Here is a 20,098-nt window from a genome sequence, read left to right as displayed (position 1 = left end):
CACACGCCGCAGCGACGGCGGCTCGGCGTGTAAAAAGCGGCTCATCATAGAGGGGGGCCGCAACGGCGGCAAGCGCCGGCCCGCGAATTCAGGCTTCGACGTTCAGGACGTCGCGCAATTTCGGTGCGTGCGGCACACCGGGCACCGCGCTCAGGTCGGACAGCATGCGCTCGACGATCGCCGCGTGCGGCAGCACCGTGCCGAAGAAGCGCGCGGTATGGGCATCCTCGATCAGGATGGTCGGGAAATTCTCGACGTCGAGATCGTCGAGCCGGTCGGCATGGGTTTCGATGTCGATCCAGGCGAAGCAGGCGTCCGGATGCGCGTCGGCGAGCCGGTCGAAGGCACTCCGGTAGTCGCGGCACGTACCGCACCACTCGGCGCACAGGCAGGCGACCAGCAACGTGCCGGGATCGGCGAGGCGCTCGGCGATCCGATCTGCATCGGTGTCGAGATTCAGCGCGGGCATGGAATTCCTTGGGTATCGTCGGCGGCCGGGGCCGCCCCTATGGCGGGAAATGTAGCACGCCCCGCGCGGACGGGGTGGGCGCCGCGTCAAGCCGCGCGAAGCGTCCGCCGGCGACGCTCGCGATGCGGCCCGCCAGTTCCAGCGCGAGCAGCGCGCCATGCAGCACGTCGTCGGACAGGCCACTGTGCTCGGCGAGCCATTCGTACGTAACGGGGCCATATCCGAGGGCGGTGAGCACCGCTTGTTCCGATGGATCACCCGGCGGCGGAGCTTCGATTCGGGGCGGCGCGGCGGCTGCGACGGCGCGATCCGCTTGCGCGATGCCGGCAGGGCCGGATTCGCGGATTTCGCCGGGGTTCGCGCGCGGGTTGCCGGCCCGCGCCGCGCGGCCCGTCGTGCGCGCCGCCGGCTCGCCCAGCCCGTATTCCTCGAGCACGTCGAGCGGCGCCGCGGTGAGCTTTGCGCCGTCGCCGATCAGCGCGTGGCAGCCCTGCGCGAGTGGCGCGTGGATCGAACCGGGCATCGCGAACACATCGCGCCCCATCTCGTTCGCGAGCCGGGCGGTGATCAGCGAGCCCGAGCGCGGGGCGGCCTCGACGACGAGCACGCCGATCGCGAGCGCGGCGATCAGCCGGTTGCGCTGTGGAAAATGCGCGGCGCGGGCCGGCGTGCCGAGCGGCCATTCGGACACGATCGCGCCGTGCGCGGCGATCTCGTGGTCGAGTGCGCGGTGCCGGGCCGGATAGACGAGATCGGAGCCCGTCGCGATCACCGCGACGGTGCCCGACCGGCCGTCGAGCCCGCCACGATGCGCGGCGCCGTCGATCCCGAGCGCAAGGCCCGAGACGATCGTGAGACCGGCGTCGGACAACGCGTGGGCGAAATGCGTTGCATCGGCGAGCCCCTGCGGCGTCGCATGGCGGCTGCCGACCACGGCGAGGCCGCGTGCGTGCAGCAGGTCGAGCCGCCCTTTTACATATAGCAGCGGCGGCGGATCGTGCAGGTCGCGCAGCCGCGGTGGATAGGCCGGATCGCTCAGCGTGACAAGCGCGTTGCCCGGCCCGTCGAGCCAGGCGAGCGCGGCGTCGGTGCGCGTATCGAGATCGTCGCGCTCGCTCGCGCGCACGGCTTGCGCGGCGGCGGGGCTGCTCACGGCGGCGATGGCCTGGTCGGACGCGTACAGCAACGCCGCCGGCGAGCCGAATGCCGCGAGCAGCGCCTGCAACACGGCGGGCGAGAGACCGGGCGCATGCGCGAGCTGCAGCCATGTGCGCAGCGCGGACGGTGTCAGCGCTTGCGGCGACATGAGGCTGCCCTCGAATGCGGCGGCCAGCGCAGTGCGTGGCGCCATGATAAAATTTTCATCATCCGAAATACTCGACAGGGCCGTGCGCGCAGGCGCCCGGCCGATTGCAGGAGGCGTGATCCGCGGCATTGATATGCCACGCATCCGCCTCATCTTCATTGCATCCCGGCGGCGGCGCCAGCCGGCCGGATGGCCGATGCGGCACGCCGCTTCACCGAATACCGAACACCATGGCTTTGCTCAATATTCTTCATTACCCCGACAAGCGGCTGCACAAGGTCGCCAAACCCGTCGACAAGGTCGACGACCGAATCCGCAAGCTCGTCGCCGACATGGCCGAGACCATGTACGCGGCGCCCGGCATCGGCCTGGCGGCCACGCAGGTCGACGTGCACGAGCGCGTGATCGTGATCGACGTCTCCGAGGAGAAGAACGAACTGCGCGCGTTCATCAACCCGGAGATCGTGTGGTCGAGCGACGCGAAGCAGATTTATGAAGAGGGTTGCCTGTCGGTGCCCGGCATCTACGACGAAGTCGAACGCCCCGATCACGTGCGCGTGCGCGCGCTCAACGAGCAGGGCGAGACTTTCGAGCTCGACTGCGAAGGGCTGCTCGCCGTGTGCGTTCAGCACGAGATGGATCACCTGATGGGTCGCGTATTCGTCGAATACCTGTCGCCGCTCAAGCAGACGCGCATCAAGACGAAGATGAAGAAACTCGAACGCGCGATGTGATGCGCGTACGCCCAGCCCGACTCCGAACGCTGTCATGACCCATACGTTGCGCGTGATTTTTGCCGGCACGCCGGAATTCGCCGCGGCTGCCCTTGCCGCGATCCACGAGGCCGGTTTCCCGGTGCCGCTCGTGCTCACCCAGCCCGATCGCCCGGCCGGCCGCGGGATGAAACTCCAGGCGAGCGCCGTGAAGCGCTACGCCGTCGAGCACGGGATGACGGTCGCGCAGCCGCCGTCGCTGCGCCGCGCGGGCAAGTATCCGGCGGAGGCGGCCGACGCGATCGAGCTGCTGCGCACGACGCCGCACGACGTGATGGTGGTGGCCGCGTACGGCCTGCTGCTGCCGCAGGAAGTGCTCGACATCCCGCGCGCCGGCTGCATCAACATCCACGCGTCGCTGCTGCCGCGCTGGCGCGGCGCGGCGCCGATCCATCGCGCGATCGAAGCCGGCGACGCCGAGACGGGCGTCACGCTGATGCAGATGGATGTCGGCCTCGACACCGGCGCGATGATCGAGGAGGCGCGCATCGCGATCGCGCCCGACGATACGACCGCGACGCTGCACGACCGGCTCGCCGCCGACGGCGCGCGACTGATCGTCGACGCGCTCGTGCGGCTCGAGCGCGACGGCACGCTGCCGGCGACGCCGCAGCCGGCCGACGGCGTGAGCTACGCGGAAAAGATCGGCAAGCACGAAGCGGCGCTCGACTGGCGCAAGCCTGCCGACGTACTTGCGCGCCAGGTGCGTGCGTTCGATCCGTTCCCGGGCGGCGTCGCGACGCTCGACGGTGCAGCCATCAAGCTGTGGGCGGCCGAGCCCGTGGCGGCGCGCGGCGACGCGGCGCCCGGCACGATCGTCGAGGCCGCGCCGGAAGGCGTGGTGGTCGCATGCGGCAGCGGCGCGCTGCGCGTCACGCAGCTGCAGAAGCCGGGCGGCAAGCGGCTGCCCGCACGCGAATTCCTCGCCGGTTCGCCGCTCGCCGCGGGCCAGCGTTTCGCGCTACCCGACGCTGACTGACGCCTGAGCGCCATTCGACCCGGTTCGCCGGCCCCGCGCAACTGGCCGGACGGCCGAGTCGCGCGGGGCCGCCGGCACGCGTAGAATTTCCCTGCACTCTCCGGTTTCGAGGTTTTCATGTTCGGCATCGTCCATTTCGGTTTCTTCGTGTTCGCGGTTTTCCTGCTGAACCTCACGCCCGGCCCCGATACGGCCTACATCATCGGCCGCAGCGTCGCGCAGGGGCGCGGCGCGGGGCTGATGTCGGCGTTCGGTATTTCGGCCGGCTGCTGCGTCCACGCGCTCGCATGTGCATTCGGCCTGACCGCGCTGCTGGCGGCGTCGGCAACCGCGTTCACGGTGATCAAGCTGGTCGGCGCCGCATACCTGATCTATCTCGGCGTGCGGATGATCATCGCGAAGCAGCCCGCCGCGCCGTCGGGCGCCGAAGCCGCGCAGGCCGCGGCCGCCAAGCCGCTGCGCCAGCTGTTCATGCAGGGTTTCTGGACCAACGTGCTGAATCCGAAGGTCGTGCTGTTCTTCGTGTCGTTCTTCCCGCAGTTCGTGTCGGCCGACAGTCCGCACAAGGCCTGGGCATTCCTGACCCTCGGCGCGGTGTTCGTCGCGATGAGCACGGTCTGGACGAGCCTCGTTGCGTGGGTGGCAGGCAGCGTCACGCAGCGCTTTGCCGGCAAGCCGGGCGTCAAGAAGTGGCTCGACCGCACGGTCGGCAGCGCTTTCGTCGGCCTCGGCCTTCGTCTTGCAAGCTCGCAACGCTGAGATTGAATTTTTCCGACAAGACCTTATCTAACAAATCGCTTACAATTTCCGCCGTGCGCTGTCATGCGCGGCGGTCCCCTGACGGATAAGGAGTGGGTATGTTCAATTGGGTCAAAACGGCGATGCTGATGGCCGGGATCACGGCCCTGTTCATCGTGATCGGCGGGATGATCGGCGGCTCGCGCGGCATGGCGATCGCGCTGCTGTTCGCGCTCGGCATGAATTTCTTCTCGTACTGGTTCTCCGACAAGATGGTGCTGCGCATGTACAACGCGCAGGAAGTCGACGAGAACACGGCGCCGCAGTTCTACCGGATGGTGCGCGAGCTGGCCACGCGCGCGAATCTGCCGATGCCGCGTGTGTACCTGATCAACGAGGACGCGCCGAACGCGTTCGCGACGGGCCGCAACCCCGAGCACGCGGCGGTCGCCGCGACGACGGGCATCCTGCGCGTGCTGTCGGAGCGCGAGATGCGCGGCGTGATGGCGCACGAGCTCGCGCACGTGAAGCACCGCGACATTCTGATCTCGACGATCACCGCGACGATGGCGGGCGCGATCTCGGCGCTCGCGAACTTCGCGATGTTTTTTGGCGGGCGCGACGAGAACGGCCGGCCGGCCAACCCGATCGCGGGTATCGCGGTCGCGCTGCTCGCCCCGATCGCCGGCGCGCTGATCCAGATGGCGATTTCGCGGGCCCGCGAGTTCGAGGCCGACCGCGGCGGCGCGCAGATTTCCGGCGATCCGCAGTCGCTGGCCACCGCACTCGACAAGATCCATCGTTATGCGGCGGGCATCCCGTTCCAGGCGGCCGAGGCGCATCCGGCCACCGCGCAGATGATGATCATGAATCCGCTGCACGGCGGCGGCCTGCAGAACCTGTTCTCGACGCACCCGGCCACCGAGGAGCGCATCGCGCGCCTGATGGAGATGGCGCGCACCGGCCGCTTCGATTGACCCTGGCGTACCGCGCGGCCGTTGCCGCGCGCAGGCCGCTTCGCCACCCCGCATGCTTCGCGCTGCGGGGTGTTTCGTTTGTGCGCGCCGTAAAGGGGCCAAAGGGGCGGCATGGCCGCACGCTACAATGCGCGGTTTGGGATCGCCGGGCCATGTGGCGGCTGCGATCCCGCCGTTTGCCGCCGCCGTTTGCCGCATTTGCTTGCCGCACCCGATTGCGGCGCCTGTTTGCCGATTCCGTACCGATGACACGACCCCGTTCTTCCGCTCCGACTTCTTCCGGCCGCCCGGCGCGCCTGACTGCGCTGCACCTGGCGTCCGATTCGCTCGGCTTCGCGCTCGACGCGGCCGCGCAGGCGGTCGATGCGGTGCGACGCGGCACCGCGTTGCCGGCGGCACTGTCGGCGGTATTCGCGCAGATGCCGCCCGGTGCGCAGGCGCACGCGCGCGGCGCGACGCAGGACGTCGCCTACCGGACGATGCGCCGCCTCGGCAGCGCGGACTGGCTGATCGGCAAGTTCGTCAGCAAGGCGCCGCCCGCGCACGTGCACGCGGTGCTCGCCTGCGCGTTCGCGCTGCTGCTCGACCCGCCTGACGCCGCCGCGTACCCGGCGTTCACGGTGGTCGACCAGGCCGTCACCGTCATCGGCGCGCGGCGCGAATTCGCGTTCGCGAAGGGGATGGTCAACGCGGTGCTGCGCCGTTTCCTGCGCGAGCGCGACGCACTCGTCGCGGCGATGCAGGACGACCCGGTCGCGCACTGGAACTACCGCGCGTGGTGGGTCGATGCGGTGAAGCGCGCATGGCCCGACGCGTGGCAGGCGATCCTCGCGGCCGGCGAGCGTCAGGGGCCGCTGACGCTGCGCGTGAATGCGCGTCGCGCGAGCGTCGATGCGTATCTCGACACGTTGCGTGCAAGCGGGATCGACGCGACCGCGATCGGCCGGCATGCGGTGCGGCTCGCCTCGGCGCTGCCGGTGGATCGCATTCCGGGGTTCGCCGACGGCGTGGTGTCGGTGCAGGACGCCGGCGCGCAGCTCGCGGCCGAATGGCTCGGCGCGCGCGACGGCATGCGCGTGCTCGACGCGTGCGCGGCGCCCGGCGGCAAGACCGGCCATATTCTCGAACTCGCCGATGCGGACGTCGTGGCGCTCGAAAGCGACGCGACGCGCGCGGCGCGCATCGGCGAGAATCTCGTGCGCCTGTCGCTCGCGGCGAACGTGTGCGTCGGCGACGCCGGCGCGCCGGATGCGTGGTACGACGGGCGCCCGTTCGATCGCATCCTGGCCGACGTGCCGTGCTCGGCGTCCGGCATCGTGCGGCGGCACCCCGACATCCGCTGGCTGCGCCGCGAGGCCGACATCCCGGCGCTCGTCGCGGAGCAGCGTCGCATCCTGTCGGCGTTGTGGCCGCTCGTGAAGCCGGGCGGCGAACTGCTTTACGTGACCTGTTCGATCTTCCCCGAGGAAGGCGAATTGCAGGCCCGCTGGTTTGAAGCGGCCTGCGAAGATGCGGTACGATTGGACGCCCCTGGCCAGCTGCTGCCGGGCGGCGTGCAGGGACGGGCGGCCGCCGGCGCACTCGACCAGAACACCGATCACGACGGATTTTTCTACGCGCGGTTTCAGAAACGGTGACGATCAAACACCTTTTTCCATTTCGGCTCGCGGCCGTCTTGCTCGTCGCGTTGACGCTGTGCCTGGTCATCGTCCGGCCGGCGCATGCCGAATCGATCGCCGTGCAGCGCGCGTCGCTCCAGTCCGACGGAAGCGGCTGGAGCCTGGACGCGCGTTTCGACTTCGAGCTGAATCCGAACCTCGAGGATGCCGTCAACAAGGGCATCCCGCTTTACTTCACGACTGACTTCGAACTGAGCCGCGCGCGCTGGTACTGGTTCGACGAGCAGCCGGTGGCGGTCACGCAGACCATCCGCCTGTCGTTCCAGCCGCTCACGCGCGAGTACCGCGTGTCGACGGGCGGCCTGCAGCTCGGCTTCCCGTCGCTGAAGGATGCGCTCGCGGTGGTCCGTCACATCACGTCGTGGCACGTGATCGACCGCAACCAGGTGCGCGCGGGCGAAACCTACACGGCGTCGGTGCGGATGCAGCTCGATACGGCGCTGATGCCGAAGCCGTTCCAGGTCGATGCGGTGAACAATCGCGACTGGACGCTCGGGTCGGACTGGAAGCGCTTTACCTTCACGGTGACCGAACGTGCTAAATAAAGTACGCCGCGCCGCCAGCGGGAAGAGCCTCCTCATCCGCGTGATCGTCTCGACCGTCGCGCTGACCGCACTGCTGCTGCTCGTGCTGCTCGCGGCCGCGAGCGCGAACACCGAATTCTTCGACCGCTACTACTCGTGGCTGTACGCGACGAACATCGTCGTCGCGCTCGTGTTCCTGCTCGTGGTGCTCGGGCTGATCGGGATGATCGTCGTGCGCCTGAGGAAGGGCAAGTTCGGCACGCGGCTGCTCGCGAAGCTCGCGGTGTTCTTCGCGCTCGTCGGCGTGGTGCCGGGCGGGATCATCTACGTCGTGTCGTACCAGTTCGTGTCGCGCAGTATCGAGTCGTGGTTCGACGTGAACGTCGAGACGGCGCTGACGGCCGGGCTGAACCTCGGCCGCGGGATGCTCGACGCGTCGCTGTCCGATCTGCAGACGAAGGCGCGGATGATGTCCGACCAGCTCGCGAGCGTCGATGCGAACACGAACGGCACGACGCTCACGCTGCTGCGGCTGCGCGACCAGTTCGGCGTGCAGGACGCGACGATCGTCGAGCCGAGCCGCGGCGGCTCGGGCGCGGCGCCCGACCTGCACATCGTCGCGCAGGCGTCGGGCAATTTCGCGGCGCTGATTCCGGACGACCTGCCGACGCCGCTGATGCTGAGCCAGGCGCGCGAACACGGCGCGTATGCGGCGATCGAGGGCGAAGTCGACGGCGACCCGCGCGCGCACGGCGCGAAGGGCGCGCTGCGGCTGCGCGTCGTGCGGCCGATTCCCGATGCGACGACGTCGCTGCTGCAGCCGGCGGAGCGATTCCTGCAGCTCACGCAGCCGGTGCCGCCCACGCTCGCGCACAACGCGGACGCCGTGCAGCGCGCGTACCGCGAGTACCAGGAAAAGTCGCTCGGCCGCACGGGGCTGCGCAAGATGTACATCGGCACGCTGACGCTCGCGCTGTTCCTCGCGACCTTCATCGCGATGATGCTCGCGCTCGCACTCGGCCAGCAGCTCGCACGGCCGCTGTTCCTGCTCGCGCAGGGCACGAAGGAGATCACGGAAGGCGATTACACGCCCAAGCGCGAGATCAAGACGCGCGACGAGCTCGGCTTCCTCACGCAGTCGTTCAATGCGATGACGCGCCAGTTGTCCGAGGCGCGGCTCGCGGTCGAGAAGAACCGCATCGCGCTCGAGCATTCGAAGACGTATCTCGAGAGCATCCTCGCGAACCTGACGGCCGGCGTGTTCGTGCTCGACCGCCAGTTCCGGCTGACGACGGCTAACCGCGGCGCCGAGCGGATCTTCCGGCAGCCGTTCAACGCGCTGATCGGTGCGACGCTCGACCGGATCGGCGTGGCCGCCGGGTTCGGCGCGATGGTGCGCAAGGCGTTCGCCGATCGCGAGGCGGCGTCCGACGGCGGCAGCGGCGATCGCGGCCACTGGCAGCAGCAGTTCGCGATCGAGGTGCCGGGCGAAACCGAGCCGCTGACGCTGCTCGTGCGCGGCACGCGTCTCGTGTCGACGGTCGAGGGGCAGGCCGACGATCCGCAGACGTCCGGCTACGTCGTCGTGTTCGACGACATCTCCGACGTGATTTCCGCGCAGCGTTCGGTCGCGTGGGGCGAGGTCGCGCGGCGGCTCGCGCACGAGATCAAGAATCCGCTGACGCCGATCCAGCTGTCGGCCGAGCGGCTGCAGATGAAGCTGTCCGACAAGCTCGCACCGTCCGACGCGGACGTGCTCAAGCGCGGCGCGACGATGATCGTGAACCAGGTGGCCGCGATGAAGCGGATGGTCGACGATTTCCGCGAATACGCGCGCACGCCGCCGGCGGTGCTCGCGAACCTGCAGTTGAACGAACTGGCGAGCGAGGTGCTCGGGCTGTACGGCGTCGGCGAAGGCAAGAGCCCGATCGTCGCCGAGCTCGCGCCGTCGCTGCCGGTGATTCGCGGCGACGCGACGCAATTGCGCCAGGTGATCCACAACCTGCTGCAGAATGCGCAGGATTCGGTTGCGGAGTCCGCGCATCCGCGTGTGTTGATCGAAACCAAGACAGTAGAATATGGCGATCCCGACGCCGAAGGCAAAACGCACGTCGCGGTACGTCTGACCGTGTCCGACAACGGGCCCGGTTTTCCGGCACGCATCCTGACGCGCGCGTTCGAGCCTTACGTGACGACGAAGGCGAAGGGCACGGGGCTCGGGCTGGCCACGGTCAAGAAAATCGTTGACGAGCACGGCGCGCGGATCGATCTGCGCAATCGCATGCACGGCGAGACCGTCGAGGGTGCGCAGGTGTCGATCCTCTTCCTGCAGATGGCGAGCGATACGCCAGGCGCCGAACCCGGTGCGCAGGACGGGGCGACTCCCGCCAAGACAAAAGCAAGTGAGCAGACAAGGGCAGCGTAAATGGCAACCATCCTGGTGGTAGATGATGAAATGGGCATCCGGGAATTGCTCTCGGAGATCCTCAGCGATGAAGGACATGTCGTCGAGGCGGCGGAGAACGCGCAGGCCGCGCGGGAATACCGGCTGAATCAGGCGCCCGATCTCGTGCTGCTCGATATCTGGATGCCCGATACCGACGGCGTCACGTTGCTCAAGGAATGGGCGGCGCAGGGGCTGCTGACGATGCCCGTGATCATGATGTCGGGGCACGCGACGATCGATACGGCAGTTGAGGCGACCAAGATCGGCGCGCTCGATTTCCTCGAGAAACCGATCGCGCTGCAGAAGTTGCTGAAGTCCGTCGAGCACGGTCTCGCACGCGGCGCGGCGCCGGTGTCCGCCAACGCGGCGGCGAAGGCGGGTGGCGGGCAAGCCGCGGGGCCGGCGGCGGTCGCGTCGGCGGCGGCGCTGCCGACGCTCGGCGACGACATGGCGTCGGCGCTCGGCCTCGCGGGCCAGACGGCCGCGATCCCGTTCGACATCCCGTTGCGCGAAGCGCGCGATGCGTTCGAGCGTGCGTACTTCGAATATCACCTCGCGCGCGAGAACGGCAGCATGACGCGCGTCGCGGAGAAGACGGGCCTCGAGCGCACGCACCTGTATCGCAAGCTCAAGCAGCTCGGCGTCGAGCTCGGCAAGAAGCCGCCCGAAGGCGCGCTGTAAAATATTTTGCGAAAGCACTTGCTCGGGGCCCGATAGCTCGATATACTTTCATTCTTCGTTGGCCCGGTAGCTCAGTTGGTAGAGCAGCGGATTGAAAATCCGCGTGTCGATGGTTCGATTCCGTCCCAGGCCACCAGCATTTAAAACCCCAAGAATCGGAAGGTTCTTGGGGTTTTTCGTTTGTGGTGGGTATTGCGCGTCGTGGGCGGCGGGCCCGGCAGCATTCGCCGGGGCATGATAAAATCCGTGCCCGCTCAATGACTTAGCGCATCGCTTCATGCGCATGGCAGGCTGCCCACGGCGCACCTGCCGTGGCGCGCGGCCACGATGCCGCGCGATGGGCGGTATAAGCGCGCCGCCGCATTCGCGGCCGACCGCGCTGCCTATACTGGTCGAGCCGGCGCGGGCCGGCCGCGTCGGCCGCCCGGCGGCAGCCGGCCTCGGGGCGCAGTGCGACGCGAGCCTACACATTCACGGAGTATCACGGTGATTCGGACAGACGCTAAAGACGGCGCGCTCGTGTTGTTTTCCGGCGGGCAGGACTCCGCCACGTGCGTGGCCTGGGCCCTCGAACGCTATCAGACGGTCGAGACGCTCGGCTTCGATTACGGCCAGCGCCATCGCGTCGAACTCGAGTGTCGCGATGGCGTGCGCGAAGCGCTGAAGCGCAAGTTTCCCGCGTGGTCGGACCGGCTCGGCGACGATCACATGATCGACCTGTCGGTGCTCGGCGCGATCAGCGATACCGCGATGACGCGCACGATCGAGATCGAGACGACGGCAAACGGCCTGCCGAACACGTTCGTGCCGGGCCGCAACCTGATGTTCATGACGATCGCCGCGGCGATCGCCTATCGCCGCGGGCTGCGCGTGCTGGTCGGCGGGATGTGCGAGACCGATTTTTCGGGCTATCCGGACTGCCGCGACGACACGATGAAGGCGCTGCAGGTCGCGCTGAATCTCGGGATGGACACGCGCATGGTGCTCGAGACGCCGCTGATGTGGCTCGACAAGGCGCAGACCTGGCAGCTCGCCGAACAGCTTGGCGGCGAGGCGCTCGTCGAACTGATCCGGGTCGAGACGCACACGTGCTACGTGGGCGAGCGCGCGGAACTGCACGACTGGGGCTTCGGCTGCGGCGAATGCCCGGCCTGCAAGCTGCGCAAGCGCGGCTACGAGGCCTACCTGAAGGGCGAGCGGGTGACCGAAGCGCCGCTGTGACGCGGCTGCGCGGGCAGCGCTTGATGGACAACGGATTCTGATCGACAACGAGCGGCGCAAGCCGGACGAAGCACGATGACTTACGCGGTCAAGGAAATTTTCTACACGTTGCAGGGCGAGGGCGCGAATGCGGGCCGGCCGGCCGTGTTCTGCCGGTTCGCCGGCTGCAACCTGTGGTCGGGCCGCGAAGAGGATCGTGCGGAGGCCGTGTGCCGCTTCTGCGATACGGACTTCGTCGGCACCGACGGCGAGAACGGCGGCAAGTTCAAGGACGCCGCGGCGCTGGTCGCGACGATCGCCGGCTTGTGGCCGCAGGGCGAAGCGCACCGCTTCGTCGTCTGCACGGGCGGCGAGCCGATGCTGCAGCTCGACCAGCCGCTCGTCGACGCGCTGCATGCGGCAGGCTTCGAGATCGCGATCGAGACCAACGGTTCGCTGCCGGTGCTCGAATCGATCGACTGGATCTGCGTGAGCCCGAAGGCCGATGCGCCGCTCGTCGTCACGAAGGGCAACGAACTGAAGGTCGTCGTTCCGCAGGACAATCAGCGGCTGGCCGACTACGCGCAGCTCGATTTCGAGTATTTTCTCGTGCAGCCGATGGACGGCCCGTCGCGTGACCTCAATACGAAGCTCGCGATCGACTGGTGCAAGCGTCATCCGCAGTGGCGGCTGTCGATGCAGACCCATAAATATCTGAACATTCCCTGAGCCCCGGCTTTTGACATCGTGCTGATTACCCGAAAACTCGAATTCGACGCGGGCCACCGCATTCCCGATCACCGCAGCCAGTGCAGGAATCTGCACGGCCATCGCTACGTGCTCGAAATCACGCTGCGCGGCGATCTCGTCGATACCGAGGGGGCGCCCGACCGCGGCATGGTGATGGATTTCGCCGACGTGAAGGCGCTCGCGGTCGAGCATCTCGTCAGCAAGTGGGACCACGCGTTCCTGGTCTATGCGCGCGACGAGGTCGTGCGCTCGTTCCTCGAGCAGATGGCCGACCACAAGACGGTCGTGCTCGACCGGATCCCGACGGTGGAGAACCTCGCGGCGATCGCGTTCGACCTCCTCGCGAACGTGTACGACGCGCACTACGGCGTGAACCTGCGTCTCGAGCGCGTGCGCCTGTACGAGACGCCGAACTGCTGGGCCGACGTCGAGCGCCAGCCCGGCCGCTGATCCCGCCTTCCCGCGAGGCAGCCCCGCCGTCCGGCGCGGGCTGCCCGTCACTGCAGCCGCCTCGCCTTCCGCGCCGTGCCGGTACGGCTCCCCCGTCCGTTCCCGCATTGAGCACCCCGCCGCGCTATGATCGTCGTGCGGCACCGAAAAACGCTCGTGTGAGCCATTGCGCGGCTCGCGCTGTCAGATCGGCTGGCTCGGTCCGACTCACGTTCTCCGGCGCGCGGTCTGCCGCCGCCGCCATGCTTCGATTGCCCGGCGGCGTGCGTTTCGCTTCGCCTGTTGCTTGTCCCGTTCGATTGCCGTTCCGCTCCGGAGGCCGTATCGATGAGCACGCTCACCAATTCCCTCAAACAACGCCTGCGCGACGGTGACGAGCCGCTGTACGGCCTGTGGCTGTCGCTCGGCAGCGACTCGGCCGCGGAAGCGCTCGCGCATGCCGGTTACGACTGGCTCTGCATCGACATGGAGCATGCGCCGAACGACAGTCGCGACGTGGCGTCGCAACTGCGCGCGATCGCCGCGGCGCACCTGCCGAGCGAGCCGGTCGTGCGCGTGCCGGCGCGGGAGCCGTGGCTCGTGAAGCGCGCGCTCGACGCCGGCGCGCGCACGCTGATGTTCCCGTGTATCGAGACGCCCGACGACGCCGCGCACGCAGTGCGGCTCACGCGCTTCCCGTCGCCCGAATCGCCCGACGGGCTGCGCGGGGTGGCCGGCATGGTGCGCGCGGCGGCGTTCGGCATGCGCCGCGACTACCTGCAGACGGCGAATGCGCAAGTCGCGGTGATCGTGCAGGTCGAATCGGCGCGCGGCGTCGACGAAGTCGAGCGGATCGCGGCGACGCCTGGCGTCGATTGCCTGTTCGTCGGCCCGGCCGATCTCGCGGCGAGCCTCGGACATCTTGGCGATATCCGCCACCCGGACGTCGAAATCGCGATGGCGCGCGTGCTCGCGGCCGGCAAGCAGGCCGGCGTCGCGGTCGGCATCTTCGCCGGCGACACGGCGGCCGCGCGCCAGTATCGCGAGGCCGGCTACCGGATGATCACGGTGTCGGCCGACGTGAGCTGGCTGTTGCGCGCGACGCGGCAGGCGTTGCAGGAGGTACGGTCATGAACGGCGCAGACGGTGCGTGCCGCAGGCGCGCGCGGATCGGGGCGATGGTCGGCCTGTGGGCCGTGTGTGCGTCGGCGGCCGCGCAGGGTGCGCCGCAAGCGAAGCCCGATCCGTCGCACGAGACGCAATCGGCGGTCGCCGACTACAACGCCGGCGACTATCGCGCGGCGCTGGTGCAATTCCACGATGCGGCCGAGCGCGGCGATCGCCTCGCGCAGTTCAACTACGCGATGATGCTGCTGACGGGTGAAGGCGTGACGGCGAACGTCGATGAAGGGTTGCGCTGGCTGAAGCGCGCGGCGGACGCGAACATGTCGCATGCGCAGTACGTCTACGGCCGGATGTTCGACGACGGCGAGTTCGTCGCGCGCAACCCGGCCGAAGCGCATCGCTGGTTCCTGCGGGCCGCGAAGCAGGGGCACGTGCAGGCCGAGCTGTCGCTCGCGAACCAGTTCCTCGACGGGCGCGGCACGCCGCGCGACAACCGGCAGGCGTTCGCGTGGTACAAGCAGGCTGCCGACGCGGGCGAGCCCATCGCGCAGTACGTGACCGCCTCGTTCTACGAACGCGGCGGCGACGGCGTCGCGCAGAACCTGAACATCGCGCGCGCGTATTACGCGGCGGCGGCCGCGCAGGGCGACGAGACGGCCGGGCTGAAATTCAAGGAGTTGAGCGCGCGGCTGAAGGCGCCGATGCCGGCATCGGGCGCCGGCGCGGAGCAAGGCAAGCCGCACGCGCCGACGCAGTAAGCGGCCGTATTCGGCTTCCCCAATGAAAAACGGCGCCGGGCGCCGTTTTCGTGTGCCGTGGTGCGGGCCGCGCGCTCAGCTCTTCATCAGCCGCCGCTGCCGCCCGACGCTCATGATCATCCCGATCGCGATGCCGAGCGTCGTGAGCGCGGTGCCGCCGTAACTCATGAACGGCAGCGGCACGCCGACGACCGGCAGCACGCCGCTCACCATCCCGATGTTGACGAACGCGTAGACGAAGAACGCGAGCGTGAGCGAGCCCGCGAGCAGCCGGCCGAACAGCGTCGCGCCCTGCGCGGCGATGTAGAGCCCGCGCGCGATCAGCGCCATGTACAGCGTCAGCAGCACGAGGCCGCCGGCGAGCCCCCATTCCTCCGAGAACACCGCGAAGATGAAGTCGGTGTGTTTCTCCGGAATGAATTCGAGGTGCGCCTGCGTGCCTTTCAGATAGCCCTTGCCGAGCACGCCGCCCGAGCCGATCGCGATCACGGCCTGGATCGTGTGGAAGCCCTTGCCGAGCGGGTCGGACGTCGGGTCGAGCAGCGTGCACACGCGGTGCTTCTGGTAATCGTGCATCAGCGGCCACTGCACTTCGGGCTGGCAGATGCGCTCTTCGAACACGGCGATCGAGCCGACCGCGATCACGCCCGCGACGAGCACCGGCACGATCAGCTTGAACGACAGCCCGGCGAGATAGATCACGAAGAAGCCGGCCGCGAACACGAGCAGGCCCGTGCCGAGGTCGGGCTGCTTCGCGATCAGCCCGACCGGCACCAGCAGGATCCCGAACGCGGCGACGAAGTCGTACCAGCGCAGGCCGCCTTCGCGGCGCTGGTAGTACCACGCGAGCATCAGCGGCGTCGCGATCTTGAGGATCTCGGACGGCTGGATCACGACGCCGACGTTCAGCCAGCGCTTCGCCCCCTTCTTGGTCATCCCGAACAGCGCGACCGCGACCAGCAACGCGACCCCGAACGTGTAGAGCGGGACCGCGAAGCGCATCAGCGTGGTCGGCGGGATGTTGGCGATCACCCACATCAGCACGAACGTCAGCAGGATGTTGCGCAGTTGATCCTCGACACGGCCCGGCATGTCGATCGCCGCGCTGTACAGCGTGACGATGCCGACGCACAGCAGCAGGAACACGATGAGGGCGAGCGGACGGTCGAAGCCCGCGAACATCTGCTTGATCTTGTCGAGCCAGGCGCGCTTGTCGAATTGCATGCCTTTCTCCGTTAATGAGCGGTGCCGGCGTCCGCCGCTTTCGCGGGGGCCGTCGCACGGTGGTTGTCGTCCCGCGGCGTGGCGACGAGCGGCTGCGCGTCGCTGGCGGTCCGGCGCGGCCGGTGCGGGCGCCGCATCGGCGGCAGGCTCGCGGCCATCGGCGCCGCGGCGCTCGCGTCGGCTGGCGCCGTGGCGCTGGCGCCGGCCGCAGCCGACGCAGTCGATGCCGCCTCGGCCGCGCTGGCCGCCGACGGCACGACCGGCTGCGGCAGCGCGGTGAAGCCGGCCGCGACGGCGGCGGGCTTCGAGGTGTCGCCCACCACGGGCGCGCTCGCCGGCTCGGTGGCCGACGCCGCGGCGGCCACGGCCGCGGCCTGGTTTTTCGGGTTCTGGCGCTCGACCAGATAGTAGTCGAGCACGCGACGCGCGATCGGGCCGGCGGCCTGAGCGCCCCAGCCGCCGTTTTCGACGACCAGCGCGACGGCGATCTGCGGGTGGTCGACCGGCGCGTACGCGATGAACAGCGCGTGGTCGCGCAGGTGCTCGGCGAGCAGGTGGCCCTTGTAGTTCGAGCCCTGCAGCGAGAACACCTGCGCGGTGCCGGTCTTGCCGGCGGCGAGGTACGGTGCGCCGCGGAACACCTTGTACGCGGTGCCGGACGGGTTCTCGATCACGTTCTCCATCCCGCGCTTCACGACGTCGATGTCGGCCGCCTTCAGCGGGATCACCTCGCTTTCCTTCGGCACGGTCAGGTGGCGCGCGCGCGAGATCGGATCCTCGACTTCCTTCACGAGGTGAGGCTTCATCACGACGCCGTTGTTCGCGAGCGTCGCGGTCGCGTGCGCGAGCTGCAGGATCGTGAACGAGTTGTAGCCCTGGCCGATCCCGAGACTGATCGTCTCGCCGTCGAACCACTTCTGCTGCGCGGCCTTCTTGAACGCCTTCTTCTTCCAGTCGGTCGACGGCAGGATCCCGCGCGCCTCGCCCTGGATGTCGATGCCGGTGATCTGGCCGAAGCCGAACGGCTTCATGAAGTTCGCGATCGCGTTCACGCCGAGATCGCGCGCGAGCATGTAGAAGTAGGTGTCGTTCGACACCATGATCGCCTTGTTCATGTCGACCCAGCCCTGGCCCGAGCGCACGTCGTTGCGGAACGTGTGGCCGCCGAACGTGAAGTAGCCGGGATCCTGGAAGCCCCAGCCCGGCGTGCGCTTGCCGAGCGTCAGGCCGGCGAGCGCCATGAACGGCTTGTACGTCGAGCCGGGCGGGTAGGTGCCGTGCAACGGGCGGTTCAGCAGCGGCTTGTCGGGCGAGTTGTTCAGCTCGTCCCAGGTCTGCTGGTCGATGCCGTCGACGAACGAATTCGGGTCGAAGCTCGGCGACGACACGAACGCGAGCACGTCGCCCGTCTTCGGCTCGATCGCGACGAGCGCGCCGCGCTTGCCGGCGAACGCCTGCTCGGCCACCTGCTGCAGCCCGATGTCGAGCGACAGCACGAGGTTGTTGCCGGGCGTTGCCTGCGTGCGCGACAGCGTGCGTACCGGCCGGCCGCCGGCCGTCACCTCGACTTCCTCGAAGCCGGTCAGCCCGTGCAGCTCGGCTTCGTAGCTCTGCTCGACGCCGATCTTGCCGATGTAGTCGGTGCCCTTGTAGTTGTTCGCGTCGCGGCGCGGATCGTAGTGCTCCTGGTCGCTGTCGTTGTCGTCGCTCATCGCGTCGATGCGATCCTGGTCGCGCTTCGAGATCCGGCCGATGTAGCCGATCACGTGCGCGGCCGTCATGCCGAGCGGGTACTGGCGGAACAGCCGCGCGCGCACGTCGACGCCGGGGAACCGGAAACGCTGCGCGGTGAAGCGCGCGACTTCGGCGTCGGTGAGCCGCGTGCGGATCGGCAGGCTCTCGAAGTTCTTCGAGTCTTCCTGCAGCTTCTTGAAGCGGCGGCGGTCGCGTGCGTCGATCGGGATGATCTCGGACAGCTTGTCGATCGTGTTGTCGAGCGTGTCGTCGAGCTTCGACGGCGTGATCTCGAGCGTGTACGCCGAGTAGTTCTTCGCGAGGATCACGCCGTTGCGATCGGTGATGATCCCGCGGTTCGGCACGATCGGCGCGACCGAGATGCGGTTTTCCTCGGCCTGCAGCGCGTATTTGCCGTGCTGCATCAGCTGCAGATAGAAGAAGCGGCTCGCGAGCAGCCCGAAGCAGACGAACACGAACACGCCCGCCGCCGCGACGCGCAGGCGGAACCTCGAGAGCTGCTGTTGGGTGTCGTTGAATTCGGTCATTTAAGGGCAATCTGGCCCGCGCGCGGGCGCGGGCGAGGTGCCGCCCCGGAGCGCGGCGCGCGGCGGGCGTGGGGGCGGCGGGTATTCAAGGTCGGTCCGGCTCAGATCGGGCGCGTATCGTCCGGGTCCACCGGGCGGCGTTGCGGCATCAGCAGCAGATGGCTCGCGATTGGCCACAGCGCGGCTTCGACGAAACCGTCGACCAGATAGCGCCAGCCGGGGAACGCGGCGCCCATCAGCAGGCGGATCACGAACGGCACGAGCTGCGCGCCGACCAGCAGCGGCGTGACGTACAGCACCTGCACGCCGATCGGCATCCACAGCACGCGGCGATGGATCGTGATCGCGCCGTACGACAGCAGCGTATAGGCGAGCGCGTGCTCGCCGAGCAGCCCCGCATCGTGCACGTCCATCAGGATGCCGAGCGCGAACGCGACGCCCATCCCGACCTTGCGCGGCTGGTGGATGTTCCAGAACAGCAGCACGAGCGCGACGAAGTCGGGCACGCCGGGCAGGCGGCCCCACGGCATCAGGTTCAGCAGGAATGCGGCGGCGAGGCTGAAGACGATGAAGTACGGATTGACCGGCTGCAGGATGTATTGCGGGCGGTTCATCGCTGGGCTCCTGATTGCCCGGCGACGGGCTTGGCCGGCGCGGCGGGGGCAGCCGGCGCCGGCTTCGCAGCGGCGGGCTGGGTCGCGGCGGCCGGTTTCGCGTTCGCGTCGGCTTTCTCGGCCTTCGCGGCGGCTTTCGCGCCCTTCTTGCCCTTCGCGTTCTTGTCGGCGGCGGGATCGGGCTCGGCCGGGCGCGGCGGGATGTCGTTCCGGTAATGCAGCACGAGCATCTGGCGCGCGCCGCGCACGGCCGCGACCGGTGCGCAGGTCACGCGGGCGAATGCGGTATCGGCGAGCTTGTCGACGCGCACGACCTTCGCGACCGGCAGGCCGGGCGGATAGACGCCGTCGAGGCCGCTCGTGATGAGCTCGTCGCCGGCGACGAGATCCGCGCTCGTCGGCACGAAGCGCAGGTCGAGCGAATCGCCCTTCGGCGTGCCGTAGATCACGCTGCGCAGGCCGGTGCGCAGCACCTGCACGGGAATCGCGAGATCGCGGTCGGTGACCAGCGTGACTTCGGATTGCAGCGGGAACACGCGCGTGACCTGGCCGATCACGCCGTCCTCGCTGACGACGGGCGAGCCGTCCTGGATGCCTTGCTGCGAGCCTTGCCCGACCACGATCTTCTGCGTGAACGGATCGCTCGTGTCGTACTGGATCTCGACCGGCGTCGATTGCGTTGCGATGTGCTGGCGCAGCTCGAGCACCGCGCGCAGGTGCGCGTTTTCCTGTGTGAGCACGGCGGCCTGGTTGGCCTGCGTGGACAGCTGCAGGTTGCGCTTGCGCAGGTCGTCGTTCTCGTGGCGCAGCGACGCGCCGGTGACGGCGATGTCGGCCGCGCCCATGAACAGGTCGCGCGGGACGAGCGCCGCGCGTTGCAGCGGGTAGAGCACGGTGCCGAGCACGCCGCGCACGATTTCGAGCGTGCTGAAGCGCGCGTCCGACACGAGGAGCGCGATGGCGAGGGCGACGAAGAAGATGAGCCGCGCGAGCGCGGGCGGACCTTGCTTGAAGAGGGGCGGCGGACTGTATTCCATGGTCGGCGCCGGGCGCGTGTGATCGGTTAAATAATGCTCAGACGCGCAAACGGCGCGGCGGTTCGTTCTGAACGAGCGATCCGGCCACGCCGCGGGTGCGTCATATC

19 protein-coding genes and 1 tRNA gene are annotated in these 20,098 nt (G+C 68.6%); 14 read left to right on the top strand and 6 right to left on the bottom strand.

Annotation, left to right across the window (positions count from 1 at the left end; translation table 11 throughout):
• Positions 1 to 88: 88 nt before the first annotated feature.
• Both HWX09_RS10905 and dprA read right to left on the bottom strand, forming a co-directional pair.
• Positions 89 to 469 (bottom strand): thioredoxin family protein, encoded by a 381-nt coding sequence (locus HWX09_RS10905; protein WP_027785765.1) that lies wholly within the window; start codon positions 467 to 469, stop codon positions 89 to 91.
• A gap of 37 nt (positions 470 to 506) precedes the next feature.
• Complete coding sequence (gene dprA, locus HWX09_RS10900) at positions 507 to 1,820, bottom strand: DNA-processing protein DprA (RefSeq protein WP_027785764.1); 1,314 nt, start codon at positions 1,818 to 1,820, stop codon at positions 507 to 509.
• 185 nt (positions 1,821 to 2,005) lie between these two features.
• Between dprA and def the strand changes: the two genes are divergently transcribed.
• The 14 genes from def to HWX09_RS10830 all read left to right on the top strand — a co-directional run bounded on the left by def (position 2,006) and on the right by HWX09_RS10830 (position 14,834).
• A complete protein-coding gene (gene def / locus HWX09_RS10895) occupies positions 2,006 to 2,509 on the top strand; it encodes a peptide deformylase (protein ID WP_006477461.1) in 504 nt (167 codons plus the stop codon).
• A gap of 34 nt (positions 2,510 to 2,543) precedes the next feature.
• On the top strand, positions 2,544 to 3,527 hold the full coding sequence (gene fmt / locus HWX09_RS10890) for a methionyl-tRNA formyltransferase (protein ID WP_027785763.1): 984 nt from the start codon (positions 2,544 to 2,546) through the stop codon (positions 3,525 to 3,527).
• A 117-nt stretch (positions 3,528 to 3,644) separates the two neighbouring features.
• Positions 3,645 to 4,286, top strand: coding sequence for a LysE family translocator (locus tag HWX09_RS10885; RefSeq protein WP_027785762.1), 642 nt, complete (start codon positions 3,645 to 3,647; stop codon positions 4,284 to 4,286).
• A gap of 98 nt (positions 4,287 to 4,384) precedes the next feature.
• Positions 4,385 to 5,242 (top strand): zinc metalloprotease HtpX, encoded by an 858-nt coding sequence (gene htpX, locus HWX09_RS10880; RefSeq protein ID WP_027785761.1) that lies wholly within the window; start codon positions 4,385 to 4,387, stop codon positions 5,240 to 5,242.
• 245 nt (positions 5,243 to 5,487) lie between these two features.
• Positions 5,488 to 6,879, top strand: coding sequence for a 16S rRNA (cytosine(967)-C(5))-methyltransferase RsmB (rsmB, locus tag HWX09_RS10875; protein WP_027785760.1), 1,392 nt, complete (start codon positions 5,488 to 5,490; stop codon positions 6,877 to 6,879).
• Positions 6,876 to 7,466 (top strand): DUF4390 domain-containing protein, encoded by a 591-nt coding sequence (locus HWX09_RS10870; RefSeq protein ID WP_027785759.1) that lies wholly within the window; start codon positions 6,876 to 6,878, stop codon positions 7,464 to 7,466. The genes rsmB and HWX09_RS10870 overlap by 4 nt, the downstream gene beginning before the upstream one ends.
• Complete coding sequence (esaS, locus tag HWX09_RS10865) at positions 7,456 to 9,870, top strand: sensor histidine kinase EsaS (protein WP_027785758.1); 2,415 nt, start codon at positions 7,456 to 7,458, stop codon at positions 9,868 to 9,870. The genes HWX09_RS10870 and esaS overlap by 11 nt, the downstream gene beginning before the upstream one ends.
• Positions 9,871 to 10,572, top strand: a complete 702-nt coding sequence (gene esaR / locus HWX09_RS10860; RefSeq protein WP_027785757.1) for a response regulator transcription factor EsaR — start codon at positions 9,871 to 9,873, stop codon at positions 10,570 to 10,572. It abuts the gene before it with no gap.
• 60 nt (positions 10,573 to 10,632) lie between these two features.
• A tRNA-Phe gene (locus tag HWX09_RS10855) sits at positions 10,633 to 10,708 on the top strand.
• 350 nt (positions 10,709 to 11,058) lie between these two features.
• Positions 11,059 to 11,793, top strand: a complete 735-nt coding sequence (queC, locus tag HWX09_RS10850) for a 7-cyano-7-deazaguanine synthase QueC (RefSeq protein ID WP_027785756.1) — start codon at positions 11,059 to 11,061, stop codon at positions 11,791 to 11,793.
• A gap of 75 nt (positions 11,794 to 11,868) precedes the next feature.
• Positions 11,869 to 12,501 carry a 7-carboxy-7-deazaguanine synthase gene (gene queE, locus HWX09_RS10845; protein ID WP_027785755.1) on the top strand — a complete coding sequence of 211 codons (633 nt, stop codon included), beginning with the start codon at positions 11,869 to 11,871 and terminating at the stop codon, positions 12,499 to 12,501.
• A gap of 18 nt (positions 12,502 to 12,519) precedes the next feature.
• Positions 12,520 to 12,972 carry a 6-carboxytetrahydropterin synthase QueD gene (gene queD / locus HWX09_RS10840; protein WP_027785754.1) on the top strand — a complete coding sequence of 151 codons (453 nt, stop codon included), beginning with the start codon at positions 12,520 to 12,522 and terminating at the stop codon, positions 12,970 to 12,972.
• A gap of 327 nt (positions 12,973 to 13,299) precedes the next feature.
• Positions 13,300 to 14,085: an aldolase/citrate lyase family protein gene (locus HWX09_RS10835; protein ID WP_027785753.1), complete on the top strand. Its 786-nt coding sequence runs from the start codon at positions 13,300 to 13,302 to the stop codon at positions 14,083 to 14,085.
• Positions 14,082 to 14,834 carry a tetratricopeptide repeat protein gene (locus tag HWX09_RS10830; RefSeq protein WP_027785752.1) on the top strand — a complete coding sequence of 251 codons (753 nt, stop codon included), beginning with the start codon at positions 14,082 to 14,084 and terminating at the stop codon, positions 14,832 to 14,834. The genes HWX09_RS10835 and HWX09_RS10830 overlap by 4 nt, the downstream gene beginning before the upstream one ends.
• A 75-nt stretch (positions 14,835 to 14,909) precedes the next feature.
• Here the strand turns inward: HWX09_RS10830 and rodA are convergent, their stop codons facing one another.
• From rodA to mreC, 4 genes are all read right to left on the bottom strand, one after another.
• The gene (gene rodA, locus HWX09_RS10825; RefSeq protein WP_027785751.1) at positions 14,910 to 16,058 is read right to left on the bottom strand and encodes a rod shape-determining protein RodA; all 1,149 of its coding nucleotides are present in this window, start codon (positions 16,056 to 16,058) and stop codon (positions 14,910 to 14,912) included.
• An 11-nt stretch (positions 16,059 to 16,069) separates the two neighbouring features.
• Entirely contained in the window at positions 16,070 to 18,340 is a 2,271-nt protein-coding gene (gene mrdA, locus HWX09_RS10820; RefSeq protein WP_027785750.1) for a penicillin-binding protein 2, read from the bottom strand.
• A 101-nt stretch (positions 18,341 to 18,441) separates the two neighbouring features.
• Positions 18,442 to 18,954: a rod shape-determining protein MreD gene (mreD, locus tag HWX09_RS10815; protein WP_027785749.1), complete on the bottom strand. Its 513-nt coding sequence runs from the start codon at positions 18,952 to 18,954 to the stop codon at positions 18,442 to 18,444.
• The gene (gene mreC / locus HWX09_RS10810) at positions 18,951 to 19,991 is read right to left on the bottom strand and encodes a rod shape-determining protein MreC (RefSeq protein WP_027785748.1); all 1,041 of its coding nucleotides are present in this window, start codon (positions 19,989 to 19,991) and stop codon (positions 18,951 to 18,953) included. The genes mreD and mreC overlap by 4 nt, the downstream gene beginning before the upstream one ends.
• Between the last annotated feature and the right edge of the window lie 107 nt (positions 19,992 to 20,098).

The sequence above is a fragment of the Burkholderia sp. BCC1208 genome (genome assembly GCF_902833095.1).
Classification (GTDB): Bacteria; Pseudomonadota; Gammaproteobacteria; order Burkholderiales; family Burkholderiaceae; genus Burkholderia.
The sequence above is the reverse complement of the archived record's forward strand: the minus strand, read 5'-3'. Positions and strand labels throughout refer to the sequence as shown.